This is a genomic window from Magnetococcus marinus MC-1 (assembly GCF_000014865.1).
GTDB lineage: Bacteria > Pseudomonadota > Magnetococcia > Magnetococcales > Magnetococcaceae > Magnetococcus > Magnetococcus marinus.
Genome location: NC_008576.1, coordinates 3,909,878 through 3,927,846, shown reverse-complemented (window position 1 = coordinate 3,927,846; position 17,969 = coordinate 3,909,878). Strand labels below are relative to the sequence as shown.

The 17,969-nt window shown below is 56.7% G+C and carries 16 protein-coding genes, 1 pseudogene and 1 riboswitch; of the genes and pseudogenes, 10 read left to right on the top strand and 7 right to left on the bottom strand.

What is annotated here, in order from left to right; genetic code table 11:
- Positions 1-350: 350 nt before the first annotated feature.
- Complete coding sequence (locus tag MMC1_RS16145) at positions 351-2,312, top strand: GGDEF domain-containing protein (protein ID WP_011714705.1); 1,962 nt, start codon at positions 351-353, stop codon at positions 2,310-2,312.
- Between the two features lie 195 nt (positions 2,313-2,507).
- Here MMC1_RS16145 and MMC1_RS16140 read toward each other — a convergent pair whose 3' ends face one another.
- From MMC1_RS16140 to MMC1_RS16130, 3 genes are all read right to left on the bottom strand, one after another.
- Positions 2,508-3,587 carry a hypothetical protein gene (locus MMC1_RS16140; RefSeq protein ID WP_143711445.1) on the bottom strand — a complete coding sequence of 360 codons (1,080 nt, stop codon included), beginning with the start codon at positions 3,585-3,587 and terminating at the stop codon, positions 2,508-2,510.
- 127 nt (positions 3,588-3,714) lie between these two features.
- Positions 3,715-4,920, bottom strand: coding sequence for a cation diffusion facilitator family transporter (locus tag MMC1_RS16135; protein WP_011714703.1), 1,206 nt, complete (start codon positions 4,918-4,920; stop codon positions 3,715-3,717).
- Between the two features lie 42 nt (positions 4,921-4,962).
- Positions 4,963-5,217 carry a sulfurtransferase TusA family protein gene (locus MMC1_RS16130; RefSeq protein ID WP_143711444.1) on the bottom strand — a complete coding sequence of 85 codons (255 nt, stop codon included), beginning with the start codon at positions 5,215-5,217 and terminating at the stop codon, positions 4,963-4,965.
- Between the two features lie 381 nt (positions 5,218-5,598).
- Between MMC1_RS16130 and MMC1_RS16125 the strand changes: the two genes are divergently transcribed.
- A complete protein-coding gene (locus MMC1_RS16125; protein WP_143711443.1) occupies positions 5,599-6,453 on the top strand; it encodes an alpha/beta hydrolase in 855 nt (284 codons plus the stop codon).
- 122 nt (positions 6,454-6,575) lie between these two features.
- Here MMC1_RS16125 and MMC1_RS16120 read toward each other — a convergent pair whose 3' ends face one another.
- Together MMC1_RS16120 and MMC1_RS16115 are read right to left on the bottom strand one after the other, a co-directional pair.
- On the bottom strand, positions 6,576-7,022 hold the full coding sequence (locus tag MMC1_RS16120) for a putative toxin-antitoxin system toxin component, PIN family (RefSeq protein ID WP_011714700.1): 447 nt from the start codon (positions 7,020-7,022) through the stop codon (positions 6,576-6,578).
- On the bottom strand, positions 7,019-7,243 hold the full coding sequence (locus tag MMC1_RS16115; RefSeq protein ID WP_011714699.1) for an AbrB/MazE/SpoVT family DNA-binding domain-containing protein: 225 nt from the start codon (positions 7,241-7,243) through the stop codon (positions 7,019-7,021). The genes MMC1_RS16120 and MMC1_RS16115 overlap by 4 nt, the downstream gene beginning before the upstream one ends.
- Before the next feature lie 798 nt (positions 7,244-8,041).
- Between MMC1_RS16115 and MMC1_RS21755 the strand changes: the two are divergent.
- A pseudogene (locus tag MMC1_RS21755) lies at positions 8,042-8,200 on the top strand (IS4-like element ISMasp2 family transposase); the annotation flags it as partial.
- Positions 8,201-8,244: 44 nt separating this feature from the next.
- On the opposite strand, the gene MMC1_RS16110 reads toward MMC1_RS21755, so the two are convergent.
- Complete coding sequence (locus MMC1_RS16110) at positions 8,245-9,285, bottom strand: tRNA (5-methylaminomethyl-2-thiouridylate)-methyltransferase (protein ID WP_011714698.1); 1,041 nt, start codon at positions 9,283-9,285, stop codon at positions 8,245-8,247.
- Positions 9,286-9,392: 107 nt separating this feature from the next.
- Entirely contained in the window at positions 9,393-10,367 is a 975-nt protein-coding gene (hemB, locus tag MMC1_RS16105) for a porphobilinogen synthase (RefSeq protein WP_011714697.1), read from the bottom strand.
- A 325-nt stretch (positions 10,368-10,692) separates the two neighbouring features.
- On the opposite strand from hemB, the gene MMC1_RS16100 reads away from it, so the two are divergent.
- The 7 genes from MMC1_RS16100 to MMC1_RS16070 all read left to right on the top strand — a co-directional run bounded on the left by MMC1_RS16100 (position 10,693) and on the right by MMC1_RS16070 (position 17,963).
- Positions 10,693-11,514: a PP2C family protein-serine/threonine phosphatase gene (locus MMC1_RS16100; RefSeq protein WP_160162726.1), complete on the top strand. Its 822-nt coding sequence runs from the start codon at positions 10,693-10,695 to the stop codon at positions 11,512-11,514.
- A gap of 26 nt (positions 11,515-11,540) precedes the next feature.
- The gene (locus tag MMC1_RS16095) at positions 11,541-12,449 is read left to right on the top strand and encodes an adenylate/guanylate cyclase domain-containing protein (RefSeq protein ID WP_011714695.1); all 909 of its coding nucleotides are present in this window, start codon (positions 11,541-11,543) and stop codon (positions 12,447-12,449) included.
- A gap of 269 nt (positions 12,450-12,718) precedes the next feature.
- A riboswitch (cobalamin riboswitch) is annotated at positions 12,719-12,969 on the top strand.
- A gap of 143 nt (positions 12,970-13,112) precedes the next feature.
- Positions 13,113-13,913 (top strand): DUF4198 domain-containing protein, encoded by an 801-nt coding sequence (locus MMC1_RS16090; protein WP_011714694.1) that lies wholly within the window; start codon positions 13,113-13,115, stop codon positions 13,911-13,913.
- Between the two features lie 12 nt (positions 13,914-13,925).
- Positions 13,926-15,218 carry a cobalt transporter CbiM gene (gene cbiM / locus MMC1_RS21400; protein ID WP_011714693.1) on the top strand — a complete coding sequence of 431 codons (1,293 nt, stop codon included), beginning with the start codon at positions 13,926-13,928 and terminating at the stop codon, positions 15,216-15,218.
- On the top strand, positions 15,215-15,982 hold the full coding sequence (gene cbiQ, locus MMC1_RS16080) for a cobalt ECF transporter T component CbiQ (protein WP_011714692.1): 768 nt from the start codon (positions 15,215-15,217) through the stop codon (positions 15,980-15,982). Before cbiM ends, cbiQ begins: the two co-directional genes overlap by 4 nt.
- Complete coding sequence (locus tag MMC1_RS16075) at positions 15,982-16,647, top strand: energy-coupling factor ABC transporter ATP-binding protein (protein WP_011714691.1); 666 nt, start codon at positions 15,982-15,984, stop codon at positions 16,645-16,647. Before cbiQ ends, MMC1_RS16075 begins: the two co-directional genes overlap by 1 nt.
- Positions 16,644-17,963: a cobyrinic acid a,c-diamide synthase CobB gene (locus MMC1_RS16070; RefSeq protein ID WP_011714690.1), complete on the top strand. Its 1,320-nt coding sequence runs from the start codon at positions 16,644-16,646 to the stop codon at positions 17,961-17,963. The genes MMC1_RS16075 and MMC1_RS16070 overlap by 4 nt, the downstream gene beginning before the upstream one ends.
- Positions 17,964-17,969 lie beyond the last annotated feature (6 nt).

Sequence of the window (17,969 nt, the reverse complement as noted above, 5' to 3'; positions counted from 1 at the left end):
GTATAGGAAGAAAAGCGTAGCTATGAAAGGGTTTATCATCTTTTGGCGCGTCTGCATCACGGTGGGTACCACCCTATAAAAATGGATCCCAGTGGTATGACGCATGCGTCGTGTTCTGTGAGGTCATGCCCTTGCGTAAGGATCAAAAAAAATTGATCTTGGCAAAAAAAAGATTTGTCCCGCTGGGCTGCCATGCCATAATGGCAGGGTCGGATTTTGGCCTCCCACCTGGGCGTATTGGATCGTGCAACGGTCGCCGACGCACGCAGGTCAGGGGTTGCATCATTTAACATACAGATATCGAGGGGGAGCCATGGATGCGCACTCAGCGGCATCCATGAGGTATGCCGATGAAATTAACCACCAAGACGACGATTTTTACTATCACCCTCTCAATGGCTCTGCTGGTGGTTTTATTGATTATCAGTCTCTACGCCTTTCGCCAGTTTTCCCTTTCCAATGCAGAAGAACATGCCCGTACAGCGGCTGAAATTGTGCGGGTTGGGCTAACCGAAGCGATGGTCAACGGGGTGATCACCGAACGAGAGCGCATGCTCCAGCGCTTATCGGCGGTGGAAGGATTGCGGGATGCTCGGGTGGTGCGTGGGCAGCCGGTTGTTAAACAGTTTGGCGAAGGTCTCACCCAAGAACGGGATCTGGACAGTATTGAAAAAGATGTGCTCAGCCATGGTAAGGCACAGACCTTTTTGGAAGAAGGTGGAGAAGAGCCGATCTTTCGCATGACCATTCCCTACATCGCCACCCAAGAGAGCAACCCCAACTGTCTAGCCTGTCATGATGTCAAACCGGGTGCGGTATTGGGGGCGGTAACAATCTCAATCTCCTTGGGTAACCAAAAGAGCCAGGCGTTGCTGACGGTTGGTGCCATGGTGCTGGCGTTAGGCATCTTTTCCGGGATCACGATTTTATTGGTGCGGGGTCAAATTCGCGCCATTGTGGCAACCGCAGAAGGGGTTAGTCATGTGGTCTCCTTGGCCAAAGGTGGCGACTTTACGGCACGCATTGAGCTTAAAGAGCAGCGGGATGATGAGATCGGCACCATCGCCCAGGATCTCAACGATATGATGGGGCATCTGCAAGAGAGCCTAGGTGGCCTAACCCGCGATGTGGCACGGGTCATTCAATATGAGTCCACCGGCCATAAAAACATACTCGATACCACCACCCATATGGTGGATACCCTCGTCAACGTCGCCCACTTTAAACAGACCATCGAAGAAGATCGCACCCCGATAGAGGTCTATCAGCATATTGGCCATGTACTTAGAGATGAGTTTTTGATTCAGCGTTACACCATCTACGAGGTGCTCACCGATAAAGACCAACTAGAGACCATGGTGGTGGATGGCGAGCTCAAAGCGGGTTGTCGTTGGTGCGATCTCCAAATTTTGGCCCAGGCCGAGGCGTGTCGTGCACGTCGCAGCGCCGGTGGCCGGGTGGTGGATGCGGTGGATACCCCCGGGCTATGCAATATGTTCTCCCCCAGAAAAAATATGGAGGGGGATTGGACCCATATGTGTATCCCTGTCTTGCACTCCGGCACCATTAGTGTGGTGGTGCAGTTGGTGGTAGAACGCAGTCATGCGACCTTTTTCCGTCATCAGTTACCGTTTATTCAGGTTTATCTGCGGGAAGCAGCCCCGGTTATTCAGGCCAAGCGGCTATTGGATACCTTGCGGGATTCTGCCTTGCGAGATGCCATGACCGGCTTGCATAACCGTCGGTTTTTGGAAGAGTATCTGGATACGATGCTGGCTACCGCTAAGCGGCAAGGTAACTCCATTCGCATTATGATGTTGGATCTGGATCACTTTAAAAATGTGAACGATACCTACGGTCACGATGCGGGTGATGCGGTGTTGATTGGTTTTGGCAAGGTTGCCATGGCGCAGGTGCGTGCCTCGGATATGGTGATCCGCTACGGTGGTGAGGAGTTTATGGTGCTCATCGCTGAGGGTAAAGATGAAGGGGGGAGTGCCGGGGATGTGGTGGCGGAGAAAATCCGCGCTGCGGTGGAGGCCATGCGTACCCCGGTTGGGGGGCATGTGTTGTCCAATACGGTGTCGGTGGGTCTCTCTCGCTTCCCGGATGATGGGGGTGAGTTTTGGGAGGTGGCCAAACTGGCGGATGTGGCGCTCTACCAAGCCAAGCGCAGTGGCCGTAACCGGGTGGTCAGTTATGTGGCGGGTATGGAGTCGGAGGATGAGGATAAGGCTGCGGCCAAAGGTCCCTCTCCCCGAGGGGGTGAAGCGCCGGTGCGTGCTAAAGAAGAGAAGCCCCGCAAGGGCTAGTAAAATCGCTTATGCAAAGGGGGAGCTTCACGAGCTCCCCCTTTTTTTTAATGGCTCAGGTGCAGCTGTGGTCTTTATTAGTGGTAGGCCCAGCCGCCATAGGCAAGGCATGTAAGGCGGGGTTTTTATGGCCGGTGCCTTGTCTCAATCTCAGCGCGAACGGCGTTTAAGCAAGCTCCCTTGGCAGCGAGGGGTCTATTGGGCGTTGTGCAGTGTGGTGGGGCCGCGCAGCTCTCTTTGTGCCAGTAAACCCAGAATCGCCCGTGCCCCCACTTGAGCGCCGTTGAGGGCGGGTTTGGCTGGGGCAGGGCGCTGTTGTAGGGTTGACCAATCGGCCAGCCACGCACCTTGTTGCAGCCTCTGCCAAGTATAGGCTTGGGCGCGGCCAAAGCGGGCCAGCCAAGCCTCGATGGGGGGCTCATCGGCAAAGTGGCCACGGGCAGCGTAGAAAAAGGGCAGATTGTAGGCCACCGTCTCCACCGCCATATTATAACCCGGTTTGCCCACCACACCATCCACCGAGGCCATGATGTCGGCAAAAGGCCAGTGGGCGAGGGGGGCGAGTCCATGTAGATGGGGGCAGGCCGGTCGGTGGGGCAGATCCAACAAAATATGCTGATCGTTGGCCTTCAGCAAAGGGGTTAAGGGAAAATTTTTAGAGGGAATACCCCCCAGGCTAACCAGCAACAGAGGGCGCTTGTCTTGGGCGTCGATGCCTAGACGGGCACGCAGTGCTTGGGGGCGGGCGCTACCCGGTTCCCAAATGGGGGGGATCTCCAGGGTGTGGCTAAAGCGACGCCCTCCCATGTGGGGGATCGGTAATAGGGCTAGGTGGGCGCTGGCATAGGCTGCCTGTAGCGGATATAACCACTGGGTAAGGTTGGGGTGTTGGGCAAAATAGCTGGCATAGATGGCATCCCAGCTCAGCGATGAGAGGGCAACGGTTGGCACATTCAGCTTGGCACCAGCCGCTAGGGTAAGGGGCGGAATATCTGCCAGCACCAGATCGGGTGCAAAGGCGCGTATGCGCGCGCACTCCTGTTTCAGCAGCGCTGGCCAGTTGCGGCAGGCCTCATTCAGAGCGGCCACCGTGGCAGGCAGGTCGGCTACCATGGGGTCCTGTTGCACGATGCCGATGTCGGCGCTCCGCCGATCGTGCTGCCAGGGGAGCGTGCCGAGCTTACGTGCCAATCGGGGCGTGTCCACCTGACAGTGAATGTGCAGCTGAAGTGGAGTTGGGCTAAGTTGAGCGAGGGCTGTAAGCAGGGGAGCCATCTGCCCCACATGGCCCATGCCATGCCCAGATATGGCGCACCAGATCCTCACGGCTCGTAACGTTGGGGTAAGCCGCGCTGGCCGAGGCTGTACCCGGGGATGCCCCAGTAAATTTGCACGGCTATGCTCAGACTATGGTCGTTTGGGGCTGACGACAAAGGGCCAAGTGTGCACGCACTTCTTTGACCAACCCTCCAGGGTGGGCAAGAATGGCGGCAGCGAGGGTTTCAGAACCCCGTTGCAGGTCAGCGCTGGAGATGTTGCCAGCAGGGTGTAAAACCAAGTCCAGGATGATGCCATCTACGGTATAGTGCAGCATCAGCCCGTCGATTCCGGCGAAGGGGGCTGTGACCAGGGGCTCGATCCAACGGCGCACTTCCCCACGGTTGGGATAGCTGATGGGAATCTCCGCCTTGGTATCATCTTCTGGGTCAATATGCACCAGCACATCTTTCACCGCCATAATCTCCTTGAGCAGATGCAGGCGGATCTGCTCGGCGATCTGGTGCCCTTCGGAGACCGACAAGGTGCCTTTGACCACCACATGAATATCCACCTGCACATCGGAACCTGAACGGCGGGCCTTAACCAAATGGGCAGAGCGTACATCGGGGTGGTTTTCGATCACCTGATTAATTTGAGACTGAATTTTTTCATCCACCGCTGAGGAGGCATCGGTAAATTCGCGATAGACCTCCAGCAAAAAGCCATACGCTACTTTAAAGAGAATGGCCGCCACCACCACCGCCGCGATGGGGTCCATAACGGGCCAGCCCAGTTGCGCCCCGACAATCCCCACCATGGCTGCGACCGAAGAGACCGCATCGGAGCGGTGATGCCACGCATTGGCAACCAAGGCGCGTTGGTTCAGACGTTCACCTACCCGTTTGGTATAGTGAAACAGGGCCTCTTTGGTGAAAATGGAGACCACCACCGCGATTAGGGCGACATCGGTTGGCACCGGTAGCGGTGTGCCAACATTGCCGCCCCATTGAATGCGGTCCACGGCATCGGCCACAATGCCAATCGCCACCCCGGCCAGAGCCAGGGCGATAAATAGTGTTGCCAAGGTTTCAAACCGGCCATGCCCGTAAGGGTGTTCTTCATCGGGCTCTTGCCGGGCGACCCGCATGCCCAGCCACACCGCACCATCGGAAATGAGGTCCGAGGCGCTGTGTATGCCGTCTGCCACCATAGCGGCGGAGTTGCCGACCACGCCAGCAATAATCTTGGCAATCGTAAGTAAAAGGTTAACCCACACACCAACGATCAAGCAGCGGTTGGCTTGCTGTTCGCGGGTATCGAGTTGGCCGGGGGGGGTGTGCATATGCATAATGATTCGGTTTCTTCAAACGAGATCGAGGGGGAGGCTGGCTTAACCTTTGCGGACCAGACCAACTTTTTCACCGGGTTCATCAATAAACCCCAAAAACTGGTGGCCGTTGATATCGCTCCAGGCGGGCAGATCTTTTTCGATGCCCCGGTCGGTGGCGCGTACCGCCAAAATTTCTCCCCGTTTAAGGGGCATCATGCCTGATTCTGCTTTAAGTATGGGCATCGGGCAGAGCAGATTCCGCGCATCCACGGTGCCATCTGGTGCTAAGTTTTTGAGGGCTATTTGGCTCATCATGACCCGGGTCCTCACCGATAAAAAGGGTTGCTCAGGGTAGCAAACAGCGTTTGGAGCAATCTAGTGTAACATAGGTTCCCATTGAAGCCACAGAAAGGCGTGGCCACGAGGCATGCTTTGCCTGGTAGGTCAGTGAAAAGCGCTGGTGTTCTACGGCAAATCGCGCCATAAAGGGTCGGGTGAGCGAGCCTTTGGGGCGATCTCTTATTGGTCCACGGGGGGCGTTGTCATGCCTACCGCAAGCGCATTCAAACGGTTTATGCTATCTGGGATTGCGCTTTATCATTCTATGGGCAGCGGCCGGGGTTGCAGGTTGTGGGGGCACCAAGCGGCCCCGGTTGGCATGGAGGGCGAAACAAAACCATCCGTCATGGCGAAGCGATGAAAAAACTTCAAAAGATCGTGATTTTCTGTTGGGCTGTGCTATTGCCTGGCTGCATGTTGAGCACCCAGGAACGTTTACAGCAGGTAGATAATCAGGCCGAGCAGGTCGGTCTGCACCGTGCGTGGGTCGATGGAGGTTCCTTCGATATCTGGACGGCTAGCCGTCTGACTCAACCGGAACAGCCCATTACCGTCTATATCGAGGGGGATGGCTTTGCATGGGTAACGCGCTATCGCCCCTCCGATGATCCTACCCCCCATCTCCCCATAGCGTGGCAGTTGGCGCGGGAGGACCCCGCTCCTAACCTGCTCTATCTGGCTCGCCCCTGCCAATATAGTATGGCGGTACAAGGCAAAGCGCGAGGTTGCCGCGTACCCATTTGGACCCATCAACGCTTTTCTGCGGAGGTTCTGGAGACCATGCAAAGCGCGTTGCTGGAGCTGTTAAGCCGTGCCCATGCTGAGTCTGCGTCCCTGAATTTGGTGGGTTTTTCGGGAGGTGCGGCCATCGCAGCGCTGCTGGCGGAAAGCGGTAGGTTTAACGTACGCTCTCTACAGACCGTATCGGCCAATTTGGATCATCGAGCCCTAACACGCTGGCATGGTGTGTCGGAGATGCAGGGCTCTCTTAACCCCATGGATGGGGTCGCCGCGCTACGCAACATACCCCAACGTCACTTGGTGGGGGCCGAGGATACCATCACCCCGCCTAAACTGGTCGCGCAGGTGGTGCAACGGATCGGGCACTGTGCCACCCTTAGCATCTACCCAGATCTTACCCACGGCGATACACGCTGGGGGGCTGTTTGGAAACAGCTACCGCCCATGCGCCCCGTCTGTGCAGCGCCATAATAAAGAGCAGATCGCCGATTTTTTCGTTGAAGGGCTTGTTTGTGTGCGGGGGGAACATTAAACGAGGGGGTTGCTGTGCTGAGAGGTGTCCTCGTCTCGTGTCAGCCAGTTCAGGATCGGCATCAGTCCCCCTTGGTCTTGCGTTTGGTGTTGTTGTCAAAGCGTTCCTTGAACGCGGCGGGGGTTAGAATCGGAACCTTGAAATTATCCGCCAGGGCCAGCAGGTCTTTGTCGCCGGTAACAAGGGCATCGGCCTTGGCGGCAACGGCCAGCGCTAGAAACGGGCGGTCAAACGGGTCGCGGCAGTCGGGGACTGGGGTTTTGTTTGGCACGGTGATGGTCTCGCACCACGGCAGGTAATCGCCGAGTAGGTCTTCCCGGTCCCCGTCGGTCAGTTTGAATTTGGGGTAAGCCAGAACCCGGATCAGTTCCTCGGTGGTGTCCCGGCTCGCCAAGGGGCGAACAGCGTCCGACTGCCAGGCATGGCGCAGCCATGCGACCGAACCCTGATGGAACAGCAGGGCCGAGAGCAGCACGTTGGTGTCGAGGACGAGGCGCGGCGGGGTCATCCGGCTTTGTGGGCCCAGTTGACCGCGTCCGCCACATCATCCTCGCTGATGCCCATATTGGCCAGCTTAGAACGCACGGCGTCGGCCTTGTTCAACCGCACCGGCGTCAGTACGATGCGCCCGTTGTCTTCCGACACGTCGAAATACTCCGCGCCAGGGCACGACGACAACACCGCCTTGGGCAGCGTCAATTGATTTTTGGATGTCAGTTTGGCAAGCATCAAAAAGCTCCTTAGGTAAGGATGTAAGAATATGCTACAGGCCGCGACACATGATTTCAATGATTATTCGGTTCGCACGGGTTTCGTTGAGTGGTGGGGTTGCGCGAATTTGCTACCCGCAGTGTAATTGTTTTGGCTTTTCCGCCCCCGAACCGCCCCTCCCGCCAACGTGAGATAACCCTATCCATCTCCTTGCGAAGTTTAGAAAACCGTTGTATCTTATGCACTTATGGAATAAGGTTCCGCTGTTTATTTTCCTGGGTTGGCGTTACGTCATACGACGATATATCTCCCACACCTGTTGCTGAGTCCAAAGTGATCGCGGTGGCGGTCACATTGCCTGCAAAGGTTGTCGTGGCAGTACCAGCTGCGTTGGCGTTACCATCCAAGTAAATGTTGGTGGCCGTGACCGTGCTATTAAAGTCGGTCAGGAGTGAAAATTTTAAGGTATCGAGCCAGATCCTCTATATAATATATGTAAAGCAGAATGTTAAAACATTTATTGTGCTTGCTCTGTGGTGCTGCTTTAAGAAACGAAATATAATAACTAATCAAAGCAAGCGATAGCGTCGTAACATAATTCGGATAGGCGGTGTTAGGATATTGTATGTGATGAACAGGGGGTCAAGTTGGTTGGGCGATCTCGGTGTGCAACAGGTTTCTCAACTTTCGCAGTTCATAACCGCCCATTAGGCTGAGAATATCCAAGCAAATCAAAGACACATCTTGCCTGTGTTAGCTATAATTGTTGTGTTTAATCAACAATATAGCTCATGAACGAGGCCAGCTTCATGAGACATGAGACAGCGGACCAAGGAACAGGCCATCGTGCCTACCCCCATGATTGATGAGATCAAAATTCAGACTTTCGGTGTATTCGGTGTATTCGGTGTGGATAACGCCATCGTCGATTTTTTTCAGGAAATTGGCCTCCTGGCAATTTTCACCCGATATGGATAGGGCAAGCGGACGGGGCTATGTGGCCCGTTGTGGGGGCCTTATTACGCGATGTACCAAGTTTCGGGGATCTGCTCAGCAGGCATGGGGGCGACGCTGCGGATGCTTTCGCGACCGTTTTGTTCCACAATCATCTCGATCGTCGCTAAATTTTTGCCTTTGCCAAAGCGGGCGGCGACCCGGCAGGCGGTGGTGATCTCGCTTTCGCTGGCGGCACCCTCAACCAGTGCAACCGGACCGGGTACCCCATGAGCCCGGATCAAGATACGCCCAAGGCGGAAGCCTTGTAGAAAATTGTTCTCTGCCTCTTCCCGACCAATCACCATCTTACAGCTTGCCGAGAGGCGTAGATGGCGGCCCGCTTTGAGCAGGATAATATCATCCATGCTATATTTTTTCTCCCCCCGGGTATCCCAGAGATCCTGCAAACGCTTGCTGTAGTTTTCATCCGTCAGAAAACAGCAGCCCCCCGCCGGGGCGGGATAGTCGGTCAATCCATACTGCTTGGCCAGTGCCATCTGCGGTTTGCGGGTGCGGCCATGAAAATCCAGCAGCCGCTGCCGATCAACCATGCCCAGCAACTCCGGTTGCGTCTCTGGCAAGCGCTTGGCGGAAAGAGGGCGTACCAGCCACCCTTCGACCCCAGCCTCGCGGGGGACCACCGGCATGGTGTCCTTGCGTTGACTCATGGGGCGCTGTCCGACGACCTCTCCCGTAAAGAGAAAATCAAAGCCCAACTGCTCTTTGAGCGCCCAGGCTTTTTTGATCATAAAGATTTTGCAATCCATACAGGGATTAAGATTTTTCCCATAGCCATACTTGGGGTTGGTGACAATCTCCACATACTCTTCAGAAATATCCACGATGTGGAGCTTAATCCCCAGAATTTGTGCGGCGTGCAGGGCGTCATGCTTGGGGGGGGGATCGCCCGCTTTGGCGCGGATCGCGCCGGTGTGGGACTGCACACAAAAGCCGGTGTAAAAATTGACGCAATGAACCTCAATATCCTGTTCCATCAGCAACTTGGTCGCCAACATGCTATCCAAACCACCAGAGAGCAGGCCAAGGGCGCGTGATTTACTCATAATCGGGATCCATTTGCGGTGTTGTTGGGGTTACAGACAAAGGGGATGTAAACCTTCCCCCCCCATGGGCAAGGGGGAAGGCCAATCGTTGGGCTAGGGTCCCATGCTCAGCCTTGCAACCAGCGTGCAGCATCCAGTGCATGGTAGGTCAAAATCATATCCGCTCCGGCCCGTTTAAAGCCTAACAGCATCTCAAGCACAGTGCCTTGTTCATCAATCCAACCATTCATAGCGGCGGCTTTAATCATGGCGTATTCGCCGCTCACGTTATACACCGCGGTGGGGCGGTTGGTGTGGTTGCGTAGATCCCGCACAATATCCAGGTAGGGCAGGCCAGGTTTGACCATAAGAATATCCGCCCCTTCCAAAATATCCTGTTCGGCCTCTTTGATGGCTTCACGGCGGTTGGCGGGGTCCATCTGGTAACCCCGCCGATCCCCCGAGCTGGGGGTGTTTTCGGCGGCATCCCGGAAGGGTCCGTAAAAGGCCGAGGCATATTTGATGGCATAGGACATAATCGGAATTTGGGTATAGCCCTTGGCGTCCAGCCCCAGGCGAATGTGACGTACCATACCGTCCATCATGCCCGAGGGGGCCACCATATCAATGCCCGCATCGGCATAACTGACCGCAATGCGTTGCAGCACACTGAGGGTGCGGTCATTGTCTACCTGCCCATCCACTAGGATACCGCAATGGGCATGGTCGGTATATTCACACATGCAGACATCGGCAATCAGGTAGAGATCAGGCACCGCCGCTTTAATGGCGTGAATGGCCTGTTGCAAGATACCCTGCTCGGCAAAGCTTTCGCTGCCGGCGGCATCTTTATGGTCGGGAATACCAAACAAAATAACACCACCAACGCCCAAATCATAAGCGTGTTGGCACACCTCAATGGCTTGGTCGATGGAGAGTTGGCTAACACCGGGCATGGAGACCACCGGTTTGCGGATCTGCTGGCCCGGCACGATAAAGATGGGGTAGATCAAATCCACAGCGCGCAGATGGTTTTCCCTTACCATGGCACGGATTGCGGGTGTTGTACGCAGTCGACGTGGGCGAAAAGGCAGATCGGCCATGGCTTTCCCTTATCCTTGTTTATAGATGTATAGATGGAGCAAACATAGGGTTGACCGAGGTGATGGATGATCACCAAGTTGGCCCCAGTTGTGCTTTATGTGCGAGCTCAAGGGCAGCGAGTTTAGCAAATTTACCCACCGGAGTACATCTCTTTGGCGTGGAGGGGGGCGGGTATGACGAAATGTTTCAGAAATTATCTGTTTCCAAGATAGATTACTGGAATCAGCGATAAAAATCTTTATACTGACCAGAATGGGACCTTGTGGATACGGGCCCTTGGTGGTTGGAGTTGACGCAACCCTTTTTTACGGGCGAAAAGCGGCGATGATGCAAAAGATCGGGCCAAATATGCTGTGCGTAGGGCTTACGGATGTAGGCTGTGTGCGCACACTTAACGAAGACAGTTTTCGGATTGTGCCAGAGTTGGGGCTGATGGTGGTCTCCGACGGTATGGGTGGGCACGATTCCGGCGAGGTGGCCAGCAACTTGGTGGTGACGGCGCTAGAGTTTTTTTTGCACGAGCGCGGTGAGCCAACCCTGCCCCATGGGGTGGCGGTGGCGCCCTCGGTAGAGGACGATGAAGATAGCCCGACCCTGGATGAATTGGCCGATCCCAATGCTTTTTGTATGCGTGAAGCGGTTAATTATGCCAACAGCCGGGTAAACCGCTTAAATCGAGAGCGGGGTTACAGTGAGGGTGCTGGCATGGGGGCCACGGTGGTGGGCATGTGGCTAGCAGAAGATGCCGAGACGGGGATCATTTTTCATGTGGGGGATAGCCGTCTCTACCTGTTGCGTGACGAGGGGTTAAAGCCTCTTACCCGCGATCACTCGATGTATGAACAGTGGAAGGCGTTTGGCTCCAAGGGAAAAGCGCCCTCCAAAAATATTTTGACCCAGGCGATGGGCCCCACGGGTGCGGTGGCTCCGGATATTACGTTGTTTGAACCTCGACCTGGGGATGTGTTGCTGGTCTGTTCCGATGGATTGCACGGTATGGTGTCGGAGGCTGCCATGGCGATGGTGATGGCTGAGACCAACCCCGACAACCTGGAGGCCCAGGCTCAGGTGCTTGTTGATCTTGCCAAACAGGCGGGTGGTAAGGATAATGTCACGGTCATCCTAGCCATGGTGCCCGAAGCATAAATTGTTTCACCGTAAGGTATGAAACCATGAGAGAAAAGACGCGTCTGGCGATTATGTTCGCCGATATTGCAGGTAGTACCAAACTCTACGAGCAGTTTGGTGACACCAAAGCGCGGGAAGTGACCTCCCGCTGTATCGAGTTGCTGACGGCGATTACCGAGGTTCACCAGGGTAAAGTGGTGAAAACCATTGGTGATGAGGTCATGTGTACCTTCAATACCGCCGATAGCGCGGCTGAAGCGGCCATCCAGATGCAAGAGGATGTCACCAACAATGCCCATGCTTTGGGAGCCGCTTTGCGAATACGCATTGGTTTTCACTTTGGCGAGGTGATCCGCGAAATGGAGCGCCAGCGGGTGGATGTGTTTGGCGATGCGGTGAACACAGCGGCACGTATGGCGGCCCAGGCCAAGGCCGACCAGATTATCACCACGGGCGAGACCTTGGGGATGTTGGACCCGGATATCGCCGAAGATAGTCGTCCGGTGATTACCACCACGGTTAAGGGTAAAGCCAAACCGCTGGAGATCTTTGAGATCACCTGGGGGGAAGAAGATGATTTAACCGTGATGGGCGGCATGCCTTCGTCCATTGATTGTGCGCCTAAGACGGCATCCATGGTGGTAAGCAATGGTGCCTCGCGCATAGAGCTTGGACCCAACAATGCCAACTTGACTTTGGGTCGGGGCCAGCAGAGCGATCTGCGGGTGTTGGATAATATGGCGTCGCGGCTGCATTGTCGCTTGGAGTTTAAGCGGGATCGCTTTGTGGTGGTTGACCAGAGCACCAATGGTACCTATGTGATCACGGAACAGGGCGAGGTCTTTTTGGTGCATCGGGATGAGCATCAGTTGTTGGGTAAGGGGGTTATCGGCTTGGGGCAAAAGGTTAACCCTGGTGATGAGATGGCCGTTGCCTTTGAGGTGCTTGATTAAGGGCTTCAAGCCCCGCATTAAAGCGATGATGCTGCATGAATAACAGCGGCGGACCCCAAGGGTTCGCCGCTTGTTTTTTTAGGGGGTGGAATGGCCCTGTGCGACAGGCGTTATGGCACCTCAGTTGGAGGGCGGCTGGCGAGGGGTAGGGTGTTGCGGGTTATACAGGGATTGCATGGTGGCGGTGCGCAACGTCTTGCAGGTTAAAGGCGTGTGCGGTAGGCGCAGAGGTGCGTTAAGCAGCGCTTGCTTTTTGGGAAGGGGTGTGCCATAGATAACGCCTCTCCGGTGTGCCGCCTTGGCGGTACGGAAACAGGGAACCCGGTGTAAATCCGGGACTGTCGCGCAGCGGTGTGAGAGAACGAAAGCTGCTAGGGGGTGCTCTTTAAGGTAAAGGGTCGCCACCAGACACTCTGCCCCACGTGGCAGGGGAAGTCGCAGCCGTAGGGTGGTAGCATAGGCTTGGCCGGTGCTGCCCATGCTCTCAAGTCCGAAGACCTGCCGGGGGCATCCGTCTTGAAAGGCGGATGATATCCGGGCTCTCGCGATTTTGGAGCGGTGATGATCCACACCATCCCTGGTGTTCCTCGTCTCATTTTCCCCGCTGAAAAAAGCTAGCCCATGGTACAAATCCCTTTTCGCCGATAAAAGGATGGGTTGGTCATGTCTCAATCAAAAAAAACAGCAAACACACTTCTGCTTGTGCTCTGGACGCTGCTCTATAGCAGTGGGGCACAGGCTCACTTTCAACTGCTCTACACCCCAGAAGTTAATCTTAGCAAAGCGGCCACCCTGCCCATACGGCTGATCTTCGCCCATCCCCTGGAAAATGGTCATGTGATGTCCATGGCCCGCCCGCAAGCCTTTTATTACTGGCACAAAGATAAACGGGAGGAGCTGCTGCCCGCGCTAACAGAGATTACCTGGCAGGGACCAAGCAATGGCAATACGGCCTTTGCCGCCGAGGTACCGATTAAGCGCAATGGCGACTATATCTTTGTGGTCGAGCCTACCCCCTATTTTGAGCCCAGCGAGGAGCTTTATATCCAGCAGCTTACCAAAAGCTTTGTCAATAAAGGGGGGCTGCCTAGCGGATGGGAGCAGCCGTTGGGGTTAAAGGCTGAAATTGTACCCTTGAACAAGCCCACCGCTATTTTGGTGGGGAGCACCTTTAGTGGTGTGGTGCTCAGTGAGGGGCAGCCCGTGGTCGGGGCTGAAATTGAGATTGAGTGGATTAATGGTCAGCCGGATCTGCAAGCCAATCGCTTTGGGGCGAGCCGAGTGACCCCCCCGGCCTCGGTCTTGGTCGCGATTAGCGATGCCAATGGGGTGTTTACCTTTGGTATTCCCCGGGCGGGATGGTGGGGTTTTGCCGCTTTGGGGGTGGGGCCAGATAAGCGCTATCAAGGCAAAGCGTTAAGCCAGGACGCGGTGCTCTGGATAAGCGCCACAGAACTGCGTTAGGGGGATAGGATTATGCACATTGTGGATGGTGCGTTGGCCCCTGTTGTCTTGGTGGTGGGGGGTGGTGTGGCGCTGCTTGGTTGTGCGCTGGGTTTAAAACGGATGGATGAGGCACATATTCCCCAAGTGGGGTTGCTGAGTGCCGCCTTTTTTTTGGCCTCGTTAATCCATGTGCCCATTGGCCCTTCGAGTGTTCACCTGATTTTAAATGGTTTGGTGGGGTTGGTGTTGGGGTGGGCCGCTTTTCCGGCGCTGTTGGTGGGGTTGTTGTTGCAGGCGGTCTTCTTTGGTTTTGGCGGGCTGTTGGTGCTGGGGGTTAATGTGGTCAATATTGCCCTGCCTGGGGTGGTCGTAGCCGCGCTGGTGCGGCCCCATTTGGCAGGGAACAACAGCAGTAAGCGCGCTTTTTATTGGGGTGCGTTGGGTGGTGGTCTGGCGATCTTGTTAACCTCGGTAATGGTGGCATTATCGCTCTATCTGAGTGGGGATGCTTTTCTCTTAACGGCCAAAGCGGTATTGCTGGCGCATCTGCCGATTATGCTGGTGGAGGGGGTGCTGACCGGTGCGGCGGTGGTGTTGATCCAGCGGGTTAAGCCTGCACTGTTTACCCCTCACTTTATCCCGGTTGCGCCGGTTAAGGCGGTCGAGCCAAAAGCGCCGCCGTTAATCCTGGCGGGTCTGTTGGCCTTTGCGCTGTTCGCCCTGCAAAGTGGGATGGTTTGGGCCCACAATATGGTGGCGGATCTCTACGCTGAGGGGATGCAGATTGAGGGTGAGGTGGGTTTTAGTGGGGGCGGGGCGGCCCGTGATGTAGCGGTGAGCATGTATGATGCTGAGGGCAGACTGCTGGGGCAGACCCGCAGTGATGCCGAGGGTATCTTTCGTTTTCACGCGCAGCAGGTGATGGATTACCATTTTCGGGTGGATGCCGGGGCCGGACATGTGGTGGAACTGACCCTGCCTGCCGAGCAGTTAAGCGGGGATGGTACAGAAGCCACAACCCCAGCCAGCTCCAGTTTGGATCAAGAGGGTGGGGGGCAAAGTACGGTTCAAAGTGGGGGCGAAAAGCTGGCGCAAGAGGGCGAGATTTTGCCCATCGCGGCGCCCTCGATGCTGGATGCGGCGCAGTTGGAGCGTATGATTGAAAGCGCGGTTGCCAAACAGATTAAGCCCCTGCGCAAACAGCTTTTACAGTATGAAAACAAGGTGCGCTTGCAAGATATCCTGGGTGGGTTGGGCTATATTTTGGGTTTGACCGGCTTGGCCATGGGGTGGAGCCGTCGCCGTGGGGTTAATCCTCCGTGAGCCATACGGTTGCCCCAGTGCGGACAGCGGCGTTGGCGGCGCTGCCCCAGGCCAGTTGGCTGCACCGTATCGACCCACGGCTGCGCATTGTGTGTGCCTTGCTGTTCGCGCTGGTGCAGGTCGCGCTGCACGAGCTGGAGCCCCTTGGTGCGGGGGTGGCTATGGGGCTGGCTATGGTGCTCATGGCGCGTCTGCCGTGGCGCACCATCATCAAACGCACCTTGGGGGTGGATCTGTTTGTGGTGTTTCTGCTGGTGATGTTGCCCTTTAGTGTGGCCGGTGAGCTATGGTTTAGTGTGGGCCCCTGGCAAGCCAGTTGGCAGGGGTTGCAGCAAGCGGCCGAGATTGGCCTGAAAGCGGTGGGGGTTATGCTCATGCTGCTGGCCTTGGTGGGCACCCAGGAGCCCCACCAGCTTGGGCATGCGCTGCACCGCTTGGGGGTGCCGGATAAGTTGGTGTTGATTCTGCTGTTTACCGCCCGTTATCTGGAGGTGTTGCGGATGGAGTATGGGCGTCTGCGTATCGCCATGAAATGCCGTGGTTTTCAACCCCGCAGCAATGGGCATACGTGGCGCAGTTTCGGCTATCTGTTTGGGATGCTGCTGGTGCGCTCGTTGGAGCGTTCCGAGCGCATTTATGCGGCCATGAAATGCCGGGGGTTTACTGGCCATTTTTATGTGCTCAGTCCCATGGGATTGGGGCGTGGGGATGGGCTGTTTGGGCTCTGTTTTGGGCTGTTGCTGCTGGTGTTGGGGGGGTGGTGATGGGGGAGCGTGTGTTTGCCCTGCATGATCTGCACTACAGCTACCGGACGGGGCATCCGGTATTGAGCGGGGCGGATTTTGAGCTACAGCCGGGGCAGCGGGTGGCATTAACGGGGGGCAATGGCAGCGGTAAAACCACCCTGTTTCATGTGATGATGGGCCTGTTACTGCCCCAGCAGGGGCAAGTTTACGCCTATGGCCGGTTGTGCAAGGCAGAGGTGGATTTTATACCGGTACGGGCCCGTACGGGGCTGCTGTTTCAGGATGCCGATGATCAACTTTTTTCCCCCACCGTGGCCGAGGATATTGCCTTTGGTCCGCTCAATTTGGGTAAGAGTCCCCAGCAGGCCGCTGCCATTGTGGAAGAGGTTTTGGCGCAGTTGCAGATGAGTGGGTATGAAACGCGCATCACCCACCATCTTTCGGGGGGGGAGAAGCGCATGGTGGCCTTGGCGACGGTGTTGGCCATGCAGCCGGATGTGCTGTTATTGGATGAGCCAACCAATGCCCTGGATGAAGCGGCAGAGGCCCGTTTGGTGGCGCTGCTGCAAGGGTTGCCTCAGGCGTTGGTGGTGATCTCCCACGACCGCCGGTTTTTGGCGCAAGTGACCCAGCGGCGGGTGGTGTTGCGGGATGGGTTGTTGCTGGAGGGTGGCGCGGTATGAGTGGTGATGCGCCTGCCCTCAGTTGCCCGGCCTTGATGGTGGCCGGGGGTAGCTCGGGGGATGGAAAAACGGCGGTGACGGCGGCCTTGGCGCGGCACCATCGCAACCTGGGGCGGCGGGTGCGGGTATTTAAGGTTGGTCCCGATTTTTTAGATCCCCAAATTCATCAGCAAGCCAGCGGTGAGCCGGTTTATCAACTGGACCTGTGGATGGGGGATGAAGCCCATGTGCAGGGGCTGCTCTATGAGGCGGCCAGCCAGGTGGACCTGATTTTGGTCGAGGGGGCCATGGGGCTGTTTGATGGTACCCCTTCTGCGGCGGTGTTGGCCAAACGGTTTGCCTTGCCGGTGGTGGTGGTGTTGAGTGCGGCCGCCATGGCGCAGACCTTTGGGGCGTTGGCGCTGGGCTTGAGCCGTTATGATGCAGAGTTGCCCCTGTGGGGGGTGGTGGCCAACCGGATCGCCAGCCCCACCCATGAGGCGATGGTGGCAGAGTCGATACCGGCGGGGGTGCCCTATCTGGGGGCGCTGCCGCGCTGGTCCGATGGGGGGCTGCCCAGTCGTCATTTGGGGCTGGTGCAGGCCGAAGAGGTGGCGGATCTGGAGGGGCGGTTGCAGGGCATGGCGGCCAGTTTGGCGGGGCATGCGCTGGGCCAGTTGCCCCCCTCTGTTGCCTTCACCGCCCCCCCCCAGGCGCAACCGTGGCCGGGGTGGTTGCAGGGGTGGCGGGTTGCCATTGCCTGGGATCGGGCCTTTCGCTTTGTCTATGCGGCCAATGTGGATCTGCTGCGGCAGATGGGTGCCGAGGTGGTGTGGTTTTCGCCCGTGCAGGATGCCTGTTTACCCCCATGTGACGCCCTCTATCTGCCGGGGGGCTATCCGGAACTCTGTTTGGCGGAGTTGGCGGGCAACGGTGCCATGTTGGCCGCCGTGCGGGCCCATTGCGCGGCGGATAAACCGGTGTTGGCAGAGTGTGGGGGAATGCTCTATCTGTTGGAGCAATTGCGCCATCATGATGGGTGCAGCGGGGCGTTGGTGGGGGCGTTGCCGGGGCGGGCCACCATGCAGAAGGAGCGGGTGAATTTGGGTATGCAGCAGGTGGCACTGCCCGAGGGGGTGTTGCGGGCACACACCTTTCACCATTCCGCTTTAGAAATGGCTCTAGAGCCGCTGTGTCAGGCAACGCCTCAGCGTAAAACCCGGGTGGGTGAGGCGGTATATCGCTTGGGGGGGGTAACGGCCAGTTATCTGCATCTCTATTTTCCTTCCAACCCGTGGGCGGCGGCGCGGCTGTTGCGTCCGTCGTTAGGGCCATAACAAAGG